We start from the raw sequence: 19,560 nt of genomic DNA, 5'->3' as shown, positions 1-19,560 counted from the left end.
CCGTTTGCCCGCCGGCGCCGCGCGCCCCGGCGGGCATTTTCTCGTTTTTAGCCGATGGAAAACGCCATGAAAAACGCCGTCAGGCGCGGAGAAGTGATGAGCGTGCTGGCCGCATACCGGCGCGGATTTTGGGGCATCGCGCTGTTTACCGCGGTGATCAACCTGCTGATGCTGGCACCGGCGCTGTACATGCTGCAGGTCTACGATCGCGTGTTGCCGTCGGGCAACCGCATGACGCTGGCGATGTTGACCCTGATGGTGGTCGGCCTTTACCTGTTTATGGGGCTGCTGGAGTGGGTGCGCAGCCAGGTGGTGATCCGCCTCGGCGCCCAGATGGATATGCGCCTGAATCAGCGGGTCTACGACGCCGCCTTCGAAACCAACCTGAAAACCGGCAACCCGCTGGCGGGGCAGGCGCTGAACGATCTGACCAACCTGCGCCAGTTCGCCACCGGCAATGCGCTGTTCGCCTTTTTCGATGCCCCATGGTTCCCGGTTTATCTGCTGGTGGTTTTTCTGCTCCACCCCTGGCTTGGCGCGTTGGCCAGCGCCGGGGTGATCGTGCTGGTGCTGCTGGCCTGGCTCAACCAGCGGGTGTCGCAGGCGCCGCTCGCGGAGGCCGGCCGGGTCGCGCTGAGCGCCACGCAGCAGGCCAACGGCAACCTGCGCAATGCGGAGGCCATCGCCGCCATGGGGATGCTGACCGACTTGCGCCTGCGCTGGCTGCGGCAGCATCAGCAGTTCCTGCTGTTGCAGAACCGCGCCAGCGAGAAAATCGCCGCCGTCACCGCCTGGTCGAAAACCGTGCGGCTGGCGCTGCAGTCGCTGATGTTGGGCTGTGGCGCGCTGCTGGCGGTCAACGGCGACATTACGCCGGGCATGATGATCGCCGGATCGATCCTGATCGGCAGGGTGCTGGGGCCGATCGATCAGTTGATAGGCGCCTGGAAGCAGTGGTCGTCGGCGCGCCAGTCCCTGCAGCGGCTGGAGGTGATGCTGGCCGCCAACCCGCCGCATGCGGCGAGCCTGCCGCTGCCGGCGCCCAGCGGCGCATTGGCCGTGAATCAGCTGACCGCCGGCGCGCCGGGCGGGAGCGCGCCGGTGTTGCACGGCGTCAGTTTTCGTCTGGAGGCCGGGGAGGTGCTGGGCGTCATTGGCGCGTCCGGCTCCGGCAAAACGCTGCTGATGCGCCAACTGGTCGGCGCGCTGACGCCGCTCAGCGGCGACGTGCGGCTGGACGGTGCGGATCTTCGGCAGTGGGACAAACAGCAACTGGGGCCGCATATCGGCTACTTGCCGCAGGATATCCAGCTGTTCGCCGGCACCCTGACGGAAAATATCGCCCGCTTTGGCCAGGTTGACGCCGAGAAGGTGGTGGCCGCCGCCGCGCTGGCCGGCGTGCACCAACTGATCCTGCATTTGCCCAAAGGGTATGAAACCGAGCTGGGCGAGGGTGGCAGCGGCCTGTCCGGCGGCCAGCGTCAGCGGGTGGCGCTGGCGCGCGCGCTGTATGGCTCTCCGGCGTTGGTGGTATTGGACGAACCGAACGCCAACCTCGATCGCGAAGGGGAAGAGGCGCTGCAGCGGGCGATCGAAGCGCTGAAAAAGCGCGGCACCACCATCGTGTTGGTGACCCACAAACCGGCGATCCTGGCGACGACCGACAGATTGCTGGTGCTGGCCGCCGGCCAGGTGCAGCACTTCGGCCCCAGCGACGCCATTCTGAAAAAACTGCCTGGTTTTACGCCCGCGGCCGTACCGGCCAACGCCGGCCGCAGCAGCGGCGGCGGTTTCAACGTCAACTACGCCAATTTTGCCAAAACGGCCAGCGGTGAACGAAAAGTATGAGCAATCAGAGTGTGATCCCCGGCGATATCGACGCGCTTTCCCGGCAGTTCGACGAAGGGCGCCACCTGCGGCTCGGTGGTTGGCTGGTGCTGTTGGGGTTTGGCGGTTTCCTGCTGTGGGGGCTGTTGGCGCCGCTGGATAAGGGCGTGCCGGTCTCCGGCAGCGTGGTGGTGGCCGGCAACCGCAAGGCGGTACAGCACCCGAGCGGCGGCGTGGTGTCGCAAATTCAGGTGCATGAGGGCGACCGGGTCAGCGCCGGACAGGTGCTGCTGCTGATGGATACCGTCGACAGCCGCACCCAGCGCGATGCGCTGCGCAGCCAGCAGTTGAGCAACGCCGCGCAGCGGGCGCGGCTGCAGGCCGAGCGCGACGGCCTGCAGGCGATCGCTTTCCCGGCATTGCTGCAGGCGCGGCGGGAGGAGCCGGAGGTGATGTCGTTGATGCTGCTGCAACAGCAGCTTTTCACCAGCCGCCGCGCGGCGTTGCAGAGCGAGCTGGCGGCGATCGCGGAGAGCATCGCCGGATCGCAGGCGATGCTGGAAGGGATCCGGCAGTCTTACGTCAGCAAGCAGCGGCAAAAGGCCATGTTGCAGGAGCAACTGAGCGGCATGCGCAAGCTGGCGGCGCAAGGGTATGTGGCGCGCAACCGGCTGCTGGATCTGGAAGGGCAGTATGCGCAGATCGACGGCCAGGCGTCCGAAGACACCGGCAATATCGGCCGCCTGGGGCGCCAGATCCTGGAGCTGAAGCTGCGGGCGATCCAGCGGCGGGAAGAGTATCAAAAAGAGGTCAGCAGCCAATTGGCCGAGGTGCGGATGAAGTTGGACGAGCTGGATAACCGCCTGGCCAAGGCGGAGGCCGATTTGGGCCATACGCAGGTGAAAGCGCCGGTGGCGGGCACCGTGGTGGGGCTGAGCGTGTTCACCGAAGGCGGCGTGATCGGCGCCGGTCAGCAGCTGATGGAGATCGTGCCCAGCGATCGGGGGCTGCAGGTGGAGGCGCGTATTCCGGTCGAGCTGATCGACAAGGTGCAGGTGGGCTTGCCGGTCGAGCTGTTGTTCTCGGCGTTTAACCAAAGCACCACGCCGCGCGTCGAGGGTGAAGTGACGCTGGTCGGGGCCGATCGCCTGACCGACGAGAAAAGCGGCGCGCCCTATTACAGCGTGCGCGCCAAGGTCAGCGAAGCGGGTCTGCAGCGGTTGAACGGGTTGGAAATCCGCCCGGGGATGCCGGTCGAAGGGTTCATCCGCACCGGCGAACGTTCGATGATGAACTACCTGTTCAAACCGCTGACCGATCGCCTTCATCTGGCGCTGACGGAAGAGTGAGCATGTCGGTTTCGCCGCTGCCTTTCGCCGCGCCCGGCGATGCCATGCCCTGGCGCCGTTGCCTGGTGCTGGTGCTGGCGCTGCACCTGCTGGCCGCAGCGCTGCTCTGGCCCTGGCGAGACAAGGCCGAGCCGCCGTGGGTGCCGCCGCCGGCGGTCATGGTGGTGATGGCCGCCGCACCGCAGGCTCCGGCCGAGGTAAAACAACCGCCGGGGCAAAGGACGCCGCCGCCTCAGGTTGAACCGCCGGCGCCGCCGGAACCCTTGCCGACGGTGAAGGTGCCTGAAGCCGTACGGCCGAACATCGCCGTAGCGCCGAAGCAGAAAAAATCGCCCAAGCCGGTGAAGAAAATCCCCCTGCCGCGCACGCCGCCGCAGGAGAAAACGATCGCGCCGCCGAGAATTCAGGAGCAAAGCGTCGGCGCGCCGCCGCCGGGCTGGGCGGATAAAGCGGCCGCGCCGCAAACCCGCCTGACGCCCTATGCACAGGCGGGGGAAGATAGCTGGCGCAGCCGCATCAACGGCCGCCTTAATCGCTTTAAGCGCTATCCCAAAGACGCCTTGAGGCTGAAGCGCCAGGGCGTCGGGCAGGTGCGTTTCACCCTGGACAGGCAGGGCCATGTGTTGGCAGTGACGCTGGTCAGCAGCGCCGGGTTGCCGTCGCTGGATCGCGAAATCCAGGCGCTGGTCAAGCGCGCTTCGCCGTTGCCTACGCCGCCGGCGGACGCCTACGTCAACGGCACGGTGGAATTGACGTTGCCGATCGATTTCAGTTTGCGCGGCGCAAGTTTTTGAGCCGCGACAATATCTCTCCCTGATAAAATCATTTTTCAGCAGCTTGTCCTGCCATTCATTATTTTCAAAGCGTATCGTTATTTTATTTGGCGCGGCGGAGTTGGCGTTCTGCGCGATATTTTCATTTAAAAAGCACGAATGCCTTTTATTTTACGGCTGACAAAAAATAAACAGCTTGACGCTGCGGAGTTCGGGTTTTAGTTTTTAATTATAAAATAGGAACTGAGTTCCATATAGTGGAACAAGGCGGATCATGACAACGCTGGAAAATGCCGCTGCGGTATTAAAACTCTTTTCTCAACAACGCGTGATGCATGGCCAACCGGGCATTGCATTCAGCGACGTGGTAGATCAATTGGCGCTGCCGAAAAGCACGGTATCGCGCCTGCTGCAGAGCATGGAAAATCAGGGCATGCTGGAGCGCGATCCCGATAGCCGGCGTTACCGCATCGGCGCGCTGTTGCTGGCGGCATCCAGCCACTATCTGTCGATGCCGCTGGTGGACAACCTGGCGGCCAGCATGGCGCAGCTGTGCCGCCAGACGGCGTGTACCGGCTACCTCTCGGTGCTGGAGGGGCAGGAGATCATGGTGATGCGCATGTTCCCCGGCCGCCACTTTTTGCAGGTGGTCACCCCGGCGGGCTACCGTTCACCGGCGGCGGAAACCTCGGTTGGTCGGGCGATACTGGCGCGTGAAAGCGACGAGCAGGTTCGGGCGCGTTACGCCGGCGGTTACCGGGCGGCTTCGCCCAATGCGCCGCAAACGCTGGATGCGCTGCTGCAGAAGTTGCAGCAGGTGAGGCGCCAGGGCTGGTCGCTGGCGCGCAATGAAACCTTGAACGGCATCAGTTCGCTGGCGACCGCGCTGGTGAACAAGCACGGCAGCGAGACGGTGGGGCTGTGTCTGTCCTTCCCTTCGCAGGGCGAGGAACAGCCGTTTGTACCGGAAGTTCTGGCCGAATTAACCGCAGTCAGCCGCCAACTGGCGGAAAAATATGGCGATGATTATTGGCAGCAGATCAACTAACGCGCCGGAGCTATAACGTTTCATCATCATTAACGAGCGCCGACACCAGGGAACTCATTAATTATATTTCACCGTATTTTATTGGTGAGAAACAGACGGGCTAAATAAGAAAATAATCACGTTATGACGCCGGCAGTTCCAAATAATGGAACTGCCGCGGCGAACTATCGTCGGGCGTTATTTCCGGCATGCGGCAGGAAATATTCAGGGATACCAAGCATGAAATCAAATAATCCGCTAAAAGAGGCCGGCACGCTGTTGGTCATGGCGCTGCTTTCGGTGGTGGGGGCGATCATCGGCGTTCAGCTGATCACCACGCTGGGCGTGACGCCCAACACCTCGATCATCGGTGCGCTGATCGCCATGCTGCTGGCACGCATTCCGCTGCAAATGTTTCAACGCTACCGCTCGGTGCACACCCAGAACCTGGCGCAGACGGTGATCTCCTCAGCCACCTTCGGCGCGGCGAACTGCCTGCTGATGCCGATTGCGGTGCCTTACGTGATGGGGCAACCGCAGCTTATTCTGCCGATGTTCTGCGGCGTGGCGGCGGCGATGCTGCTCGACGCCTATCTGCTTTATCGCCTGTTCGATACCAAAGTGTTCCCCGCCGCCAATGCCTGGCCGCCGGGCGTCGCCGCCGCGGAGGCGATTAAAGCCGGCGATCGCGGCGGCAAGCAGGCCTGGCTTCTGGTTGTGGGCGTAGGGGTGGGCATCGCCGGATCAATGCTCAAGATCCCCATGGCGGCCTTCGGCACCGCCTTTATCGGCAATATCTGGGCGCTGAGCATGTTCGGCGTCGGGCTATTGCTGCGGGCCTACGCCGAGCCGGTGGCCGGTTTCGATATCAATGCCCATTTTATTCCGCACGGCGTGATGGTCGGCGCCGGCCTGGTGGCGCTGATCCAGGTCGCGCAGGTGATCCGCAGCCGCCGCGCCGATAGCGCCGGTTATACCCAACCGGACAGCGCGGTAAGCAAAGCGCTCGGCCTGGGGGCGGTCGGCTACATCGCCATCGCCGCGTTTTTGGCTCTGGTCGGCGGGCTGTTTAGCGAGATGTCGCTGCCGATGCTGGCGCTGTTCGTGATTTACGCGGCGTTCGCCGCTTTCGTTCATGAGCTGATCGTCGGTATCGCCGCCATGCACTCCGGCTGGTTTCCGGCGTTCGCGGTGGCGTTGATCACCCTGATCGTCGGTATCCTGATCGGTTTCCCACCGCTGGCGCTGTGCATCCTGACCGGCTTTACCGCCGCCACCGGGCCGGCCTTCGCCGACATGGGCTTTGACTTGAAAGCCGGCTTCATCCTGCGCGGCTACGGCGAGGATCTGCGGCAGGAGCTGCTGGGGCGCCGCATTCAACTGTTTGCGGCGCTGATCGCCTTCCTCATCGCCATTCCGGTGGTTTACCTCTCTTATCACAGCTATTTCCTGCAGGACCTGATCCCGCCGGTCGCGCGCGTTTACGCCAAGACCATCGAGGCCGGTGCGCAGCCGGGCATCGCCTGGAGCCTTTTGATCTGGGCGATCCCCGGTGCCGTGGTGCAGCTGATCGGCGGCCCCAAGCGCCAGCTCGGCGTGCTGCTGGCAACCGGCCTGCTGATCAACAACGCTTTGGCTGGGTGGGCGGTGCTGGTGGGCATCGCGCTGCGCGTGGCGATCCTGCGCCGTTGGGGCGATCGCGGCCGCACGCCGATGGAGATCATGGCGGCCGGATTTATCGCCGGCGACGCGCTCTACAACTTCTTCAGCTCGATTTTTTCCAGCAAGGGCAAATAGCCCCTGCCGATGACATTGGTGAGGTAAAACGACCATGAGTTTGCAACAAACGCTGCAGGTTTTTGAATTGATTGATAGCGCATTCGTCAGCGGCCAGGACGTCGTCGATCTGTTTGCGCCTTACCCGGCGATCCGCGCCAGCACCCTGCGCGCCGAGGGGCCGAAGGGCGGCACCGATTTTGTGCGCATCGAGATCCCCGGCAGCGCAGGCAAATTCGCTGGCGGTGCGGCGCCGACGCTGGGCATTATCGGCCGCCTGGGCGGCATCGGCGCGCGGCCGACGCGTATCGGGCTGGTGTCCGACGGCGACGGCGCGATCGCCGCCATTGCCGCCGCGCTGAAGCTGGCGGAGATGCAGCGCAAGGGCGATACGCTGCCGGGGGATGTGATCGTCACCACCCATATTTGCCCGAACGCACCGACCCGGCCGCACGATCCGGTCGATTTTATGGATTCGCCGATCGATGACGTGACGATGAACGATAATGAAGTGGTGCCGGAGGCTGACGCCATCCTGTCGATCGATACCACCAAAGGCAACCGCATCATCAACCACAAAGGCTATGCGCTATCGCCGACGGTGAAAGAGGGCTACATCCTGCGGGTGGCGGAAGATCTGCTGCGCATCATGGAGATGACCAGCGGCCGCCCGGCGGTGACCTTCCCGATCACCACGCAGGACATCACCCCTTACGGCAACGGCGTGCATCACCTCAACAGCATCCTGCAGCCCTCGACCGCTACTGCGGCGCCGGTAGTCGGCGTGGCGATCTGCAGCGAATCGGTGGTGCCGGGCTGCGGCACCGGCGCCAGCCACGAAACGGATATCGCGCTGGCGGTCAAATTCGCGGTGGAAGTCGCCAAAGAATTCGGCCGCGGCACCTGCCGGTTCTACGATGCCGCCGAATATGGCCAGCTGCTGGCGCTGTACGGCAGTCTGAGTCACCTGCAAAAAAGGAGATAGCCCCATGACGGCTTCATTCGCCACGCTGACCATCGGTCAGGCGCCACGCAGCGATATCATGCCGCTGCTGTCTGCTTATCTGCCGGCGGAGCGGGTGAGGTACGTCGGTTTGCTGGACGGCCTGGATGCCGGGCAGATCGCCGAGCGTTATGCTCCGCAACGGGGCGATAAGCTGCTGGTGTCGCGCCTGTTGGACGGCACGCAGGTGACGCTCTGTGCCGCTCGCGTCGAAAGCGGGTTGCAGCAGAAGATCCGCGAGCTGGAGGCGGCGGGATGCCAGGTGATCCTGCTGCTGTGCACCGGCGAATTCGGCCGATTGCAGGCGGAGCAGGCGCTGTTGCTGGAGCCGGATCGCATCATCCCGCCGTTGATCTCCGCGATCGTCGGCGAACACCGCGTCGGCATCGTGGTGCCGGTGGCGGAACAGGTTGGGCAGCAGGCGCGCAAATGGCGGCAGCTGGCGACGCCGCCGAGCTATGCCGTCGCCAGTCCTTATCTGGCGGATGACGCCGCGCTGGAGCAGGCGGCTTGCGCACTGCTGCGGCAGGGGGCGGAGGTGGTGGTGCTCGATTGCATCGGTTATCACCAGCGCCACCGCGCTTTTTTGCAGGCGCGTCTGTCGGTGCCGGTGCTGCTGTCGAACGTTCTGGTCGCCAAGCTGGCCGCAGAGTTAATCGGCTGATTCAAATAGCCATAAATCACCGCCCGGCGCGGCCTCGGGCGCTTTGCGCTCGCGGGTATCCCCGGGTTTCAGCAGCCCTGACTGCCGGAGAGAGGCCGGGCGGCGTTTTCCTCTGCGCCGCGATCGCATTTCGCGCGAAAAACCAGTGACAGATCAACCGCAATCCCCCAATATGGATTTTCCATCAAGATGATTACGCGGGTGCCAGTCTATGCTGAAAGTGAATGAGTATTTTGCCGGAAAAGTGAAGTCTATCGGTTTTGACAGTAGCAGCATCGGTCTTACCAGCGTGGGCGTGATGGAAGAGGGGGAATACACCTTCTCCACCGCGCAGCCGGAAGAAATGACGGTGATCACCGGGGCGCTGAAAGTGCTGCTGCCGGGGGCGCCGGACTGGCAGGTGTTTACGCCGGGTGAGAAGTTCTTCGTGCCGGGGCACAGCGAGTTCAACCTGCAGGTGGCCGACGCGACCGCCTATCTGTGCCGCTACCTGAGCAAATAAATTTTGTTCGTTAGGGAAACGCAGGGCTCAGCGGATGCTGGGCCCTGGTCGTTTCTGCGGCGGGATTAACGCTGGGCTTCGCCGCCGAGCGCTTCGATGGTGTTTTTGATCAACGCCGCCAGCTCGCTGGTCATCAGGATAAAGTCGGCGTCAAAGCGCTGGGCGAAGTCATCACGATCGATATCGTCGTTCTGCTCGCGCAGCGTGTCGGCGAACTTCAGGCGCTTGAGCGAGCCGTCGTCCGACAGCATCAGCTGAATGCGCTCCTGCCAATCCACCGCCAGCTTGGTCACCAGCTTGCCGGCTTCGATATGCACCGCGATTTCGTCGCTGATCAGATTCTGTTTCTTGCAGCGGATCACGCCGCCTTCTTCCAGAATCGCTTTCAGTTCCGCTTCATCCTGAATGGCGAAACCAGCCGGCATCTCGCCGGAACGCACCCATTCGGTCAGCGTCAGTTCGATCGGGCTTTCCATGGTCAGCGGCACCACCGGCAGCGAGCCGAGGCTTTTGCGCAGCAGCGCCAGCGTATCTTCGGCGCGTTTGGCGCTGGCGGCATCGACCATGATCAGATCGTTGACGGTGTCGATCCACATGAAGGTTTGGTTGAAGCGGCTGAAGGCGCGCGGCAGCAGGCTGTGCAGCACTTCGTCCTTCAGCGCGTCTTTCTCGGTTTTCTTCAGTTTGCGGTGTTGTTCCGCCTCCAGGCGCTCAATCTTGGCCTGCAGCTCTTGCTTGATGACCGGCGACGGCAGGATTTTCTCTTCCTTGCGCGCGCAGATGACGATTTGGCCGTTGACCGCGTGCGTCAGCGCATCGCTGTGCGAGCCCATCGGGGAGACCCAGCCGGTCTTGGCCATGTCCTGGCTGCCGCACGGCGTGAAGGCGAACGCGCTGAGTTGTTTTTCCATTTCATCCGCGTTTAACGCCACTTCGCGGCTCAAACGGTAAACCATCAAATTCTTAAACCACAGCATAATGTTATCCCTGGCTGGGCGTGCGCTCGGCACGCTGATTCGTCAAAAGCAGGGCGGCATGATAACGAATTGACGCTGAAAAATCGCCCCATTCTCTCCGAATTGCGTCGCCGACCGCAGCGGAAAAGGCCGGGCGGGGGAGAGGGAAACAGGTGATTCATCCGCGTACTTACATTAGGCTGTGGCAACGCTGCGCGGCATCGAGGAGAAAAATACATGCGCATTGGCATCGATTTGGGCGGGACAAAAATTGAAGTGATTGCGTTGGCGGACGACGGCCGGGAGCTGTTTCGCCATCGCATCGCCACGCCGCGCCATGACTATGGGCAAACCCTGGCGGCGATCGCCGGGCTGGTGAAACTGGCGGAAGATCATACCGGCGAGCGGGGATCGGTCGGGATCGGCATTCCCGGCACGCTGTCGCCGTTTACCGGGCGGGTGAAAAACGCCAACTCGGTATGGCTCAACGGCCAACCGCTGGACAAGGATCTCTCGGCGCTGTTGGCGCGCGAGGTGCGTATCGCCAACGACGCCAACTGCCTGGCGGTGTCGGAAGCCACCGACGGCGCAGGCGCCGGCGCGCAAACCGTGTTTGCGGTCATTGTCGGCACCGGCTGCGGCGCCGGCGTGGCGCTGAATGGGCAGGCGCATTCCGGTGGCAACGGCATCGCCGGCGAGTGGGGCCACAATCCGCTGCCGTGGCAGGATGACGATGAGCTGCGCTACGCCCGCGAAGTGCCGTGCTACTGCGGCAAACCGGGCTGCATCGAAACCTTTATTTCCGGCACCGGTTTCGCCACCGACTATGCGCGCCTGGGCGGCAACGCGCTGCAAGGGCACGAGATCGTGGCTCTGAGCGAGCGGGGCGATGCGCTGGCGGAGCAGGCGATCGTGCGCTACGAAATGCGGCTGGCGAAAGCGTTGGCGCACGTGATCAACATTCTGGATCCGGACGTGGTGGTGCTCGGCGGCGGCATGAGCAACGTGGATCGCCTGTACCGCACGGTGCCGCAGCGGGTGAAAGATTGGGTGTTCGGCGGCGAGTGTGAAACGCCGATCCGCAAGGCGGTGCACGGCGACTCCAGCGGCGTACGCGGCGCGGCCTGGTTATGGCCGCAACAGCAGCGCTAAGCGTTGCAGCAAAGCGCGAGGCTGCTCGCGCTTTAAACCATTCCCTGTACAAAAACTGGACGGCGCTTTATGCTTTAGCTAACTTAGCTAAGGAGGACGCGTATGCCGATTCAGGCCAATATGCACGAAGCCAAATCCAATCTGAGCCAGCTGGCGGACAGAGCCGCGGAGGGAGAAACCGTGATTATTGCAAAAGCAGGGAAGCCGTACGTACAGCTGGTCGCCATCCAGGGCGAAGCGCGCCGGCCCGGCGCCGCCAAGGGCAAGTTTACCGTGCCGGCGGATTTCAACGCGGGGGATGCGGCCATTGCGGCGCTGTTTGAGGGCGATGCATGAAGCGCCTGTTGCTGGATACCCACGCGTTGCTGTGGTGGCTGATTGATGACGCCTGCCTGGGCGCGAACGCCAAAAGGCAGATCGCCGATCCGGGCAATGCGGTATACGTCAGCGCGGCCAGCATTTGGGAGATCTCGATCAAGCAGGCGCTGGGCAAGCTGGCGCTGCCGGAAGACATCTTTGCGATCATCGAGGCCGAAGATTTTCTGTCGCTGCCGATGGACGCCTTTCATTGCCAACAGGCCGGGCAGCTGCCGCCCTATCATCAGGATCCTTTCGATCGCATGCTGATCGCACAGGCGCAGGCCGAGGGGCTGACGCTGATCTCCGCCGACGCGGTGTTTCCGCAGTACGGCGTGCGGGTGGCGGACGCCCGCCGTTAAGCCGGTTTCTCCTCGCTTTCGCTGCGCACCCGTTCGATATGAATGGTCAGGAACATCATCTCTTCCGTGGTGAGCTGATGCTGATAGTGCTTTTCGATGTGGCGGTTGATTTTGCCGGCGCAGGCGAATGACTCACGGTATTTCTCTTTCACCACCTGATACAGCGAGTCGTCGTCGCTGTCGACGTAGTTTTTCCCCAGCAGGCGCTGGGCAAAGAATTTCAAATGGGTGACGAAACGGTGGTAGCTCAGGGCTTCCTCGTTGTAATCAAAGCGGAAGTGGTATTTGACCAGGTTGAGGATCTCTTGCATCACGCGGGTGATGTGCAGCGTGTTGTGCATCTCGTCGTTAAGCTGGGCGTTGACCAGGTGCAAGGCGATAAATCCGGCCTCGTCTTCCGGCAGCGCGGTATTCAGCCGCTCGGCGATCAAGGCCAGCGCCTCCAGCCCGACGGCGAACTCGGCCTGATAGAGCTTTTTAATCTCCCACAGCAACGCATTTTTGATATCCAATCCTTCCGCGTGGCGCTGCAGAGCGAAATGGATGTGGTCGGTCAGCGTGATGTAGACGATGTTATGCAACTTGCCCGGCAGCCGTTCGCGGGCGAGGGTAATAATCCGGTCGGCGGTGGTGACGCAGGCCAGCGGGATCTCGGAGAGCAGCTCTTTATAGCGCTCGGCGATTTCACCGCCGTTATGGGTGAACACCTTTTCGATCAGGCTTTCGTCCAGCGTGTCGCCGGGCTTCTTTTTAAAGCCGATTCCTTTTCCCATTACCACCGTCTCTTCCTGACGGTCGTCCAGCGTAATCACCACGTTATTATTGAGTATTTTAGCGATTTTCATGGTCTTTCCCGGTGTTTCAGCATCCTGAAAACGAAAAAACCTGACGCCCGGAAGCGATCCCGGGCGTCAGGTTTTGCCTGTATTTTATGTTTCTGTCCTGCGGCCTGAGCGGCGGAGGGGATACAGTAACAATCCTGTTATGCCTGCATAATAACCCGTGCTCGCCGCGGCTCAACGCTTTTCACCGCGGAGTGCCGCCGCGGTCACACTTCTGCGCCGCGCGCGGCGGGATCATTCCAGCCTGAAGTGCGCCTCCAGCCGGCTGACGCCGAGTCCGTTGACCTTTTTCACCTTGATCTGCACCGGAATACGCTCTTTCATCGCCTCGACGTGGCTGATCACGCCAATGGTTTTGCCGGAGGCGTTCAGGCTGTCCAGCGCGTCCAGCGCGGTATCGAGGGTTTCGGCGTCCAGCGTGCCGAAGCCTTCGTCGAGGAACAGCGAATCGATGCTGGTCTTGTGGCTGACCAGATCGGACAACGCCAGTGCCAGCGCCAGGCTGACCAGGAAGCTCTCGCCGCCGGACAGGGTGCGGGTATCGCGCAGCGCGTCGGCCTGCCAGGTGTCCACCACCTGCAGCTCCAGCGCGTCGCTGGTTTTGCGCTGCAGCAGGTAGCGCCCGTGCAGCCGGCCGAGCTGAAGGTTGGCCAGATAAACCAGATGATCGAGCGTCAGCCCTTGAGCGAAGCGGCGGAACTTGTCGCCTTCTTTCGAGCCGATCAGCTGGTTGAGGTAGCTCCAGTCGTCGTAGTCTTGCTGGCTGCGGGCGATTTGCTCGAACAACGCCTGTTGATTGAGACGGCGGGCGGCATCGCTTTCCAGCTGGTTGCGCAGTTCGCCCTGGCGCAGCTGCAACGTTTTCAACTGCTGGGCCAGCTCGGCCAGCGATTGGGTGAGTGCGTCGAGATCCGCGTTGGCTTCATCCACCCCTTCAGGGCGGCTTTGCCGATGCTGCTCCAGCGTTTGCGTCGCCTGCGTCAGCAGGGCGGCGGCCTCCACCTGGCGCTGTTGCAGTTGCTCTTTACGCTGCTGCAATTCGCGGCGCAGGGCGTCGTCCAGCAGCGCGGCGGCGAAGGCGGTTTCATCGGCGAATTCGCTGTCGGCCAGCGCCTGCTGCCACAGCTGCTGCGCCTGCTGCAGCCGTTCCTGCATTTGGGTGTGCTGTTGTTGCAATCCGGCCTGCTGGCCGGCCAGGCGCTCGCGCAGTTCCTGCGCTTTTTGCCACTGCTCGGCGGCCTGCAAGCTGGCCTGCTCACAGGCGGTTTGTTTGGCGCGCAGCTGTTCGCGCACCTCGGCGACCTGCTGTTCGCCGAACAGCGCCAGCCGCTGCGCGCGCCGTTCGGCGAGGGTCTTCTCGCCTTCTTGCCAGCGTTGTTGCAGGTCTTGCTGCTGTTGCAGGCTGTCGGCATGGGTTTTCTGCAGCAGCGTAAAGCGCTCTTCGAGCAGCGCCAGCCGTTGCTGCACCTGCTGCTGCTGCGTTTGCAGAGCGGCGAGCGCGTCTTTTGCCTGCTGTACCGCCTGCGCCGCCTGTTCATGCTGCTGCAGCGCGTGTTGCCCGCGCCGCTCTTCGTCGTCGCAGCCGCTTAGCCAGGCGCTGAGCCGCTCGCCCTCGGCCAACGTAAAGTCGAATGCCAGCGGCGCGCTGAGCTGCTGCCACTGCTGCTGTTGGGCAGCCAGCTGCTGCTCATCCTGCGCGATAGCCTGCTGTTGGCGTTGCAATTGCTGTTGCAGGTTGTCGTAACGGGCTCGCAGCTCGACGCCTTGTTTTTGCAATGCTTCGGTCTGGACTTTCATTTGCTCCAGACGTTGCGCAGTTTCTGACAGTTTTACCTCTTGGTATTGTTCTACCGCCGGGTGCTCGCATGAGCCGCACAGCGGGCAGGGGGCGCCGGGTTGCAAACGGGCGCGCTCGGCTTCCAGACCCACGATCCGTTGTTCCAGCGCATAGGTTTTTTCAACATCGGCCTGGTGGGCTTTCTGCTGCTTAAATTGCTGACGGATGAGCTCTAACTGTGGCTCCAACTGGGTCAGTTCATTTTGACCGATGTTTAGCTCTTGCCGCTGCTGTTCCAGCCGTTTAACAACTTGTTGCGATAAAGAGGCGAGCGTAAATAACTGCTGGCGCGTCGGGCGCAGATCCGCCAGAGCGCTCAGGCGCTGGCGCAGCGGGGCCAGCGGCGTTTGCGCCGCCAGCGCCTGCTGCTGTTGCTGCTGAACGGCCAGCGCTTCGGTCAGCGCGTTCAACCGCTGCTGATGCTGTGCGGCCTGCGCCGTCAGCTGGATGCGCTCGGCGGTGAGCTGCTCCAGCGTGGTTTTCTGTTTGGCACACTGCTGCGCGGCGGCATCGCCGGCCTGTCGCCGCTCGGCCTGCGTCGACTGCAGTTGGGCGATCTGATGGTCGAGCGGGGCGACCTGGTCATCGATCAGCTGTTGCTGCTGCCGCATATGCTCGGCATGGGCTTGCTGCGCCAGACGGGCCTTTTCCACCGCCTGCTGCAGTGGCGCCAGCTGCGCCGAGTGCTGTTCCTGTTGCTGCGTCAGCTGGGCTGCCTGCTGTTGTATCGTCTGCAGCTCGGCGCGGCAGCGATCGCGTTCACCGCGCAGCGGCCGCAATTTCTCGGCCGGTTCGCTGAGCGCCAGCCGCTGCAGCTGCGGGGCGGCCTCCGTCTGCTCGCGCTGGGCGGTTTCCAGCCGCCGTTGACCCTCGTTTTGCTGTTGCTGGAGGCGTTGCCATTGCTGCAGCCAGCTCAGCGCCTGTTGCTGTTGCTGAGTTTGCTTACCGAGGGCGCTTTCCTGCGCGCTCAGCGCCGTCAGCTGTTCAGTCAGAGAGTGGCGCTGTTCATCGTTCAGCAGCTCGATGCCGCTGGCGCGCTGGTGCAACCCATCCAGGTCGGTTTTGGCCTGCTTGTGCGATTCGAACACCTGTTCGGACAACCGCCCGTAGATTTCGGTGCCGGTCAGCTCTTCCAACAGTTCGGCGCGATCGTTGGCGTCGGCGTTGAGGAACGCGGCGAACTGCCCCTGAGACAGCATCATCGATTTGGTGAAGCGGCCGAAGTCCAGCCCGGTGATGGCGGCGGTGATCTCCAGCTTGTCGCGCACCTTGTCCGCCAGGATCTTGCCGTCCTCGCGGCGCGCCAGTTCCACCTTCGGCGCCTGCAGATTGCCGTCCGGCGCGTTTTTGGCGCGGCGCTGGCTCCAGAAGGCGCGATAGCCGACGCCCTTGACCTCGAATTCGACCTCCGCCAGCGATTCGGCGGTGTGGCGGGTCATCAGTTCATTCTGGCTCGGCGTGACGTTGAGACGCGGCGTCTGGTGGTACAGCGCCAGGCAGATGGCGTCCAGCAGGGTGGTTTTGCCCGCGCCGGTCGGGCCGGTAATGGCGAACAGGCCGTTGCTGGCGAACGGCTCGGCGGTGAAGTCAATTTTCCACTCGCCCTGCAGCGAGTTGAGGTTTTTTAACCGCAGGCTGAGGATCTTCATGGTTGGGTCTCCTCAGGATTGTGCTGCACCGCCTCGACCACCTGGCGGAACAGTTGATGCATCCGCCGTTGGCGCGCTTCTGGCATGTCGGCCTCCTGCGCCAGGCGCCGTTCGAACACCTCGTTGACGCTCAGTTCGTTGAGCGTTTCCTTATCCTGCTGTGCGATCGCCTGGCGGCGCTGCTCTTTACTGCGCCGCAGCAGCACCACTTCCACCGGCAGCTCATCCGCCAGCAGCCGGATGCGGCGCTGGATATCGCTGAGGTAGTCCTGCGTCGCCACTTCGATATCCAGCCACACCGGCAGCTCGCCGGCATAGTCGGCAAATTGCTGCAGCTGCCGTTCGATCTCGGCCAGATCGCCTTTGATCAGCTGCATGGGCTGGAACTGCGGGATCGCTAACGCTTCTACCTGCTGCAGGGCGCCGTCGGCGAAATCGACCAGGAAGACGCTTTTGGCTTTGCCCAGTTCATCGAAGCTGAGCGGAATCGGTGAGCCGCTATAGCGAATATGCTCTGATTTGGCGACGTTCTGCGCGCGGTGAATGTGGCCCAGCGCGATATAGTCGGCGGGCGGGAAGGCCTGCGCCGGGAAGGCGTCGAGGGTGCCGATATAGATGTCGCGCACCGAGTCGGAGGTGGTGACGCCGACGGTGGTCAGGTGGCCGGTGGCGACGATCGGCAGCGGCAGGCCCAGCCGATCGCGGCGTTCGCAGGCCGCCTGATACAGCGCCTGGTAATGTTCGGCGATGGCTTCCTGCAGCGCCTGCTGTTTTTGCGCGCCGGATTCGCCGGCGCGGCTGGTGAGCAGATCGCGCGGCCGCAGAAAAGGAATGGCGCACAGCACCGCGCCCGGCTGGCCGTCGCGCCGGTTCAGCACCACAATCTGCTGTTCGGGGGCGCTTTGCGCGCTCGCGATCACCGTGGTGTTCAGGCAGGAGAGCAGCTCACGCGATTCGTTCAGCGTCGCCACCGAGTCGTGGTTGCCGCCCAGCACCACCAGCTGACAGCCGGTGCGCTGCAGCTCCACCACGAAGCGGTTGTACAGCTCGCGGGCGTAGCTGGGCGGCGAGCCGGTATCGAACAGATCCCCGGCGACGATCAGCGCATCCACCTGCTGCTGCTCGATCTGCTCGATCAGCCAGTTCAGAAAAGCCTGGTGCTCGGCGGCGCGGCTTTTGGTGAAAAAGTACTGGCCAAGGTGCCAGTCAGAGGTGTGGATCAGGCGCATGACACTCCCGGATGCAAAGGTAATGGCGATGATTATAAAGGCCGCGGCGGCGGCTGTCCCGGCGCAATGATGATGACAACCGGATGATTTTTCTTTGCGCCGGGAAATAATCGCTATGCTTACTGCCTATAACAGCCGCTTTTTTTCATAAAAGTGTCACAAAACTGACGCATAATGGCGCCCGCAAAGTCGCTAACACATTGGCAGGATTGACGATGGCAAGACGCATACTGGTGGTGGAAGACGAAGCGCCGATCCGTGAGATGGTGTGCTTTGTGTTGGAACAGAATGGTTACCAACCGTTGGAAGCCGAGGATTATGACAGCGCCGTGACGCGCCTGTCTGAGCCGTTCCCTGATTTGGTGTTGCTCGACTGGATGTTGCCCGGCGGTTCCGGCATTCAGTTTATCAAACATATGAAGCGCGAAGCGCTGACCCGCGATATCCCGGTGATGATGCTGACCGCGCGCGGCGAAGAGGAAGACCGGGTGCGCGGCCTGGAAGTGGGGGCGGATGATTACATCACCAAGCCGTTCTCGCCCAAGGAGCTGGTGGCGCGCATCAAGGCGGTCATGCGCCGCATTTCACCGATGGCGGTGGAAGAGGTGATTGAAATGCAAGGGCTGAGCCTGGACCCGTCCTCCCACCGCGTGATGGCGAACGATCAGGCGCTGGACATGGGGCCGACCGAGTTCAAGCTGCTGCACTTCTTTATGACCCACCCGGAGCGGGTTTATAGCCGTGAGCAGTTGCTTAATCACGTCTGGGGCACTAACGTTTATGTGGAAGACCGTACCGTTGACGTGCATATCCGTCGGCTCCGCAAGGCGTTAGAAACCAGTGGGCATGATAAAATGGTTCAAACCGTTCGGGGCACCGGCTACCGGTTCTCAACGCGCTACTGATCGCGCTGCGCTGGAGAATATGCCGTGTTAGAACGTCTGTCGTGGAAGAGGCTGGCTCTGGAGCTGGCTCTTTTCTGTTTGCCCGCCTTACTGCTGGGGCTGATTTTCGGTTATCTGCCCTGGTTCCTGCTGGCCTCCGCGCTGGCCGCGCTGGTGTGGAATTTCTACAACCAGCTCAAACTCTCTCATTGGCTGTGGATCGACCGCAGCATGACGCCGCCGCCCGGCCGCTGGAGCTGGGAGCCGCTGTTCTATGGCCTGTATCAGATGCAGCAGCGCAATCGCCGCCGCCGGCGCGAGCTGGCGCTGCTGATCAAGCGCTTTCGCAGCGGGGCCGAATCGCTGCCTGATGCGGTGGTGATGACCACCGTCGAAGGCAATATCTTCTGGTGCAACGGGCTGGCGCAGCATCTGCTCGGCTTTCGCTGGCCGGAAGACAACGGCCAGCACATCCTCAACCTGCTGCGTTATCCGGAATTCAGCCACTACCTGCAACAGCAAGAGTTCTCGCGCCCGCTGACGCTGCAGCTGAACAACGAACACTACGTCGAATTCCGCGTGATGCCCTACTCCGAAGGGCAGTTGCTGATGGTGGCGCGCGACGTCACCCAGATGCGCCAGCTGGAGGGGGCGCGGCGCAACTTCTTCGCCAACGTCAGCCATGAGCTGCGCACGCCGCTGACGGTGCTGCAGGGCTATCTGGAGATGATGGGCGACGAAGAGCAGGACGGTTCGCTGCGCAGCAAGGCGCTCGGCACCATGCAGGAGCAGACCCGCCGGATGGACGGGCTGGTCAAGCAGTTGCTGACGCTGTCGCGCATCGAGGCGGCGCCCAATGTCGACATGAACGAGCGGGTGGATATCCCGCTGATGCTGCGGGTGTTGCAGCGCGAGGCGCAATCGCTGAGCGGCGGCAATCACGAGATCACTTTCCGGGTGAACGAACAGCTCAACGTGTTCGGCAATGAAGACCAGTTGCGCAGCGCGGTGTCTAACCTGGTGTACAACGCGGTCAACCACACGCCGAAGGGCACCCATATCGAAGTGAGCTGGCAGCAGACGGCGCACGGCGCGCAGTTCCAGGTCAGCGACAACGGACCGGGCATCGCCGCCGAACACCTGCCGCGCCTGACCGAGCGTTTTTACCGCGTCGACAAGGCCCGTTCGCGCCAGACCGGCGGCAGCGGGCTGGGGCTGGCGATCGTCAAACATGCGCTCAGCCATCACGACGCGCGGCTGGAGATCCTCAGCGAGCCGGGGATCGGCACCCGCTTTATCTTTACCTTACCCAACCGGTTGATTGTTCCCGCCGCTTTATCAGAGAATGCGGTGAAAAATTAACGCGAGACA

At 62.6% G+C, this 19,560-nt stretch carries 17 protein-coding genes; 13 read left to right on the top strand and 4 right to left on the bottom strand.

All coding sequences use genetic code 11. The annotated features are described in order from the left end of the window. The first annotated feature begins 66 nt into the window (after positions 1 to 66). The 8 genes from ACJ8IN_RS09625 (at position 67) to ppnP (ending at position 8,921) form a co-directional block, all read left to right on the top strand. On the top strand, positions 67 to 1,848 hold the full coding sequence (locus ACJ8IN_RS09625; RefSeq protein ID WP_039567131.1) for a type I secretion system permease/ATPase: 1,782 nt from the start codon (positions 67 to 69) through the stop codon (positions 1,846 to 1,848). Then, positions 1,845 to 3,176, top strand: a complete 1,332-nt coding sequence (locus ACJ8IN_RS09620) for an HlyD family type I secretion periplasmic adaptor subunit (protein ID WP_047569072.1) — start codon at positions 1,845 to 1,847, stop codon at positions 3,174 to 3,176. Before ACJ8IN_RS09625 ends, ACJ8IN_RS09620 begins: the two co-directional genes overlap by 4 nt. Positions 3,177 to 3,178: 2 nt before the next feature. Continuing rightward, positions 3,179 to 3,970 (top strand): energy transducer TonB, encoded by a 792-nt coding sequence (locus ACJ8IN_RS09615; RefSeq protein WP_308325464.1) that lies wholly within the window; start codon positions 3,179 to 3,181, stop codon positions 3,968 to 3,970. Positions 3,971 to 4,223: 253 nt separating this feature from the next. After that, complete coding sequence (locus ACJ8IN_RS09610) at positions 4,224 to 4,997, top strand: IclR family transcriptional regulator (protein ID WP_033647338.1); 774 nt, start codon at positions 4,224 to 4,226, stop codon at positions 4,995 to 4,997. Between the two features lie 219 nt (positions 4,998 to 5,216). Next, positions 5,217 to 6,773, top strand: a complete 1,557-nt coding sequence (locus ACJ8IN_RS09605) for an OPT/YSL family transporter (protein WP_060420419.1) — start codon at positions 5,217 to 5,219, stop codon at positions 6,771 to 6,773. 34 nt (positions 6,774 to 6,807) lie between these two features. After that, complete coding sequence (locus ACJ8IN_RS09600) at positions 6,808 to 7,737, top strand: DUF1177 domain-containing protein (RefSeq protein WP_033647333.1); 930 nt, start codon at positions 6,808 to 6,810, stop codon at positions 7,735 to 7,737. A gap of 4 nt (positions 7,738 to 7,741) precedes the next feature. Beyond that, positions 7,742 to 8,419: an AroM family protein gene (locus tag ACJ8IN_RS09595; protein WP_308325465.1), complete on the top strand. Its 678-nt coding sequence runs from the start codon at positions 7,742 to 7,744 to the stop codon at positions 8,417 to 8,419. Between the two features lie 211 nt (positions 8,420 to 8,630). After that, positions 8,631 to 8,921, top strand: coding sequence for a pyrimidine/purine nucleoside phosphorylase (gene ppnP, locus ACJ8IN_RS09590; RefSeq protein ID WP_004940463.1), 291 nt, complete (start codon positions 8,631 to 8,633; stop codon positions 8,919 to 8,921). Between the two features lie 65 nt (positions 8,922 to 8,986). On the opposite strand, the gene rdgC is transcribed toward ppnP, so the two are convergent. Beyond that, positions 8,987 to 9,898, bottom strand: coding sequence for a recombination-associated protein RdgC (gene rdgC / locus ACJ8IN_RS09585; RefSeq protein WP_004940461.1), 912 nt, complete (start codon positions 9,896 to 9,898; stop codon positions 8,987 to 8,989). 216 nt (positions 9,899 to 10,114) lie between these two features. On the opposite strand from rdgC, the gene mak reads away from it, so the two are divergent. The 3 genes from mak (at position 10,115) to ACJ8IN_RS09570 (ending at position 11,748) form a co-directional block, all read left to right on the top strand. Next, positions 10,115 to 11,029, top strand: a complete 915-nt coding sequence (gene mak / locus ACJ8IN_RS09580; protein WP_039567006.1) for a fructokinase — start codon at positions 10,115 to 10,117, stop codon at positions 11,027 to 11,029. Positions 11,030 to 11,131: 102 nt separating this feature from the next. After that, the gene (locus ACJ8IN_RS09575) at positions 11,132 to 11,365 is read left to right on the top strand and encodes a type II toxin-antitoxin system Phd/YefM family antitoxin (protein ID WP_033637280.1); all 234 of its coding nucleotides are present in this window, start codon (positions 11,132 to 11,134) and stop codon (positions 11,363 to 11,365) included. Next, positions 11,362 to 11,748 (top strand): type II toxin-antitoxin system VapC family toxin, encoded by a 387-nt coding sequence (locus tag ACJ8IN_RS09570; RefSeq protein WP_019454226.1) that lies wholly within the window; start codon positions 11,362 to 11,364, stop codon positions 11,746 to 11,748. Before ACJ8IN_RS09575 ends, ACJ8IN_RS09570 begins: the two co-directional genes overlap by 4 nt. On the opposite strand, the gene licT is transcribed toward ACJ8IN_RS09570, so the two are convergent. The 3 genes from licT to sbcD form a co-directional block, all read right to left on the bottom strand. Continuing rightward, the gene (gene licT / locus ACJ8IN_RS09565) at positions 11,745 to 12,593 is read right to left on the bottom strand and encodes a BglG family transcription antiterminator LicT (RefSeq protein WP_041033609.1); all 849 of its coding nucleotides are present in this window, start codon (positions 12,591 to 12,593) and stop codon (positions 11,745 to 11,747) included. The genes ACJ8IN_RS09570 and licT overlap by 4 nt on opposite strands. Positions 12,594 to 12,824: 231 nt before the next feature. Further along, positions 12,825 to 16,076 (bottom strand): exonuclease subunit SbcC, encoded by a 3,252-nt coding sequence (sbcC, locus tag ACJ8IN_RS09560; RefSeq protein WP_308325466.1) that lies wholly within the window; start codon positions 16,074 to 16,076, stop codon positions 12,825 to 12,827. Next, a complete protein-coding gene (gene sbcD / locus ACJ8IN_RS09555) occupies positions 16,073 to 17,305 on the bottom strand; it encodes an exonuclease subunit SbcD (protein ID WP_308325467.1) in 1,233 nt (410 codons plus the stop codon). The genes sbcC and sbcD overlap by 4 nt, the downstream gene beginning before the upstream one ends. A 215-nt stretch (positions 17,306 to 17,520) precedes the next feature. Here sbcD and phoB point away from each other — a divergent pair, with 215 nt between their 5' ends. Then, entirely contained in the window at positions 17,521 to 18,210 is a 690-nt protein-coding gene (gene phoB / locus ACJ8IN_RS09550) for a phosphate response regulator transcription factor PhoB (protein ID WP_004940438.1), read from the top strand. 24 nt (positions 18,211 to 18,234) lie between these two features. Further along, positions 18,235 to 19,551, top strand: coding sequence for a phosphate regulon sensor histidine kinase PhoR (gene phoR, locus ACJ8IN_RS09545; protein ID WP_025301740.1), 1,317 nt, complete (start codon positions 18,235 to 18,237; stop codon positions 19,549 to 19,551). Positions 19,552 to 19,560 lie beyond the last annotated feature (9 nt).

Source organism: Serratia sp. CY31944, from assembly GCF_052169175.1.
In the GTDB taxonomy this organism is placed as follows: Bacteria; Pseudomonadota; Gammaproteobacteria; order Enterobacterales; family Enterobacteriaceae; genus Serratia; species Serratia sarumanii.
Note: the sequence above shows the minus strand (reverse complement) of the source record. Positions and strands in the feature narration are given on the sequence as shown.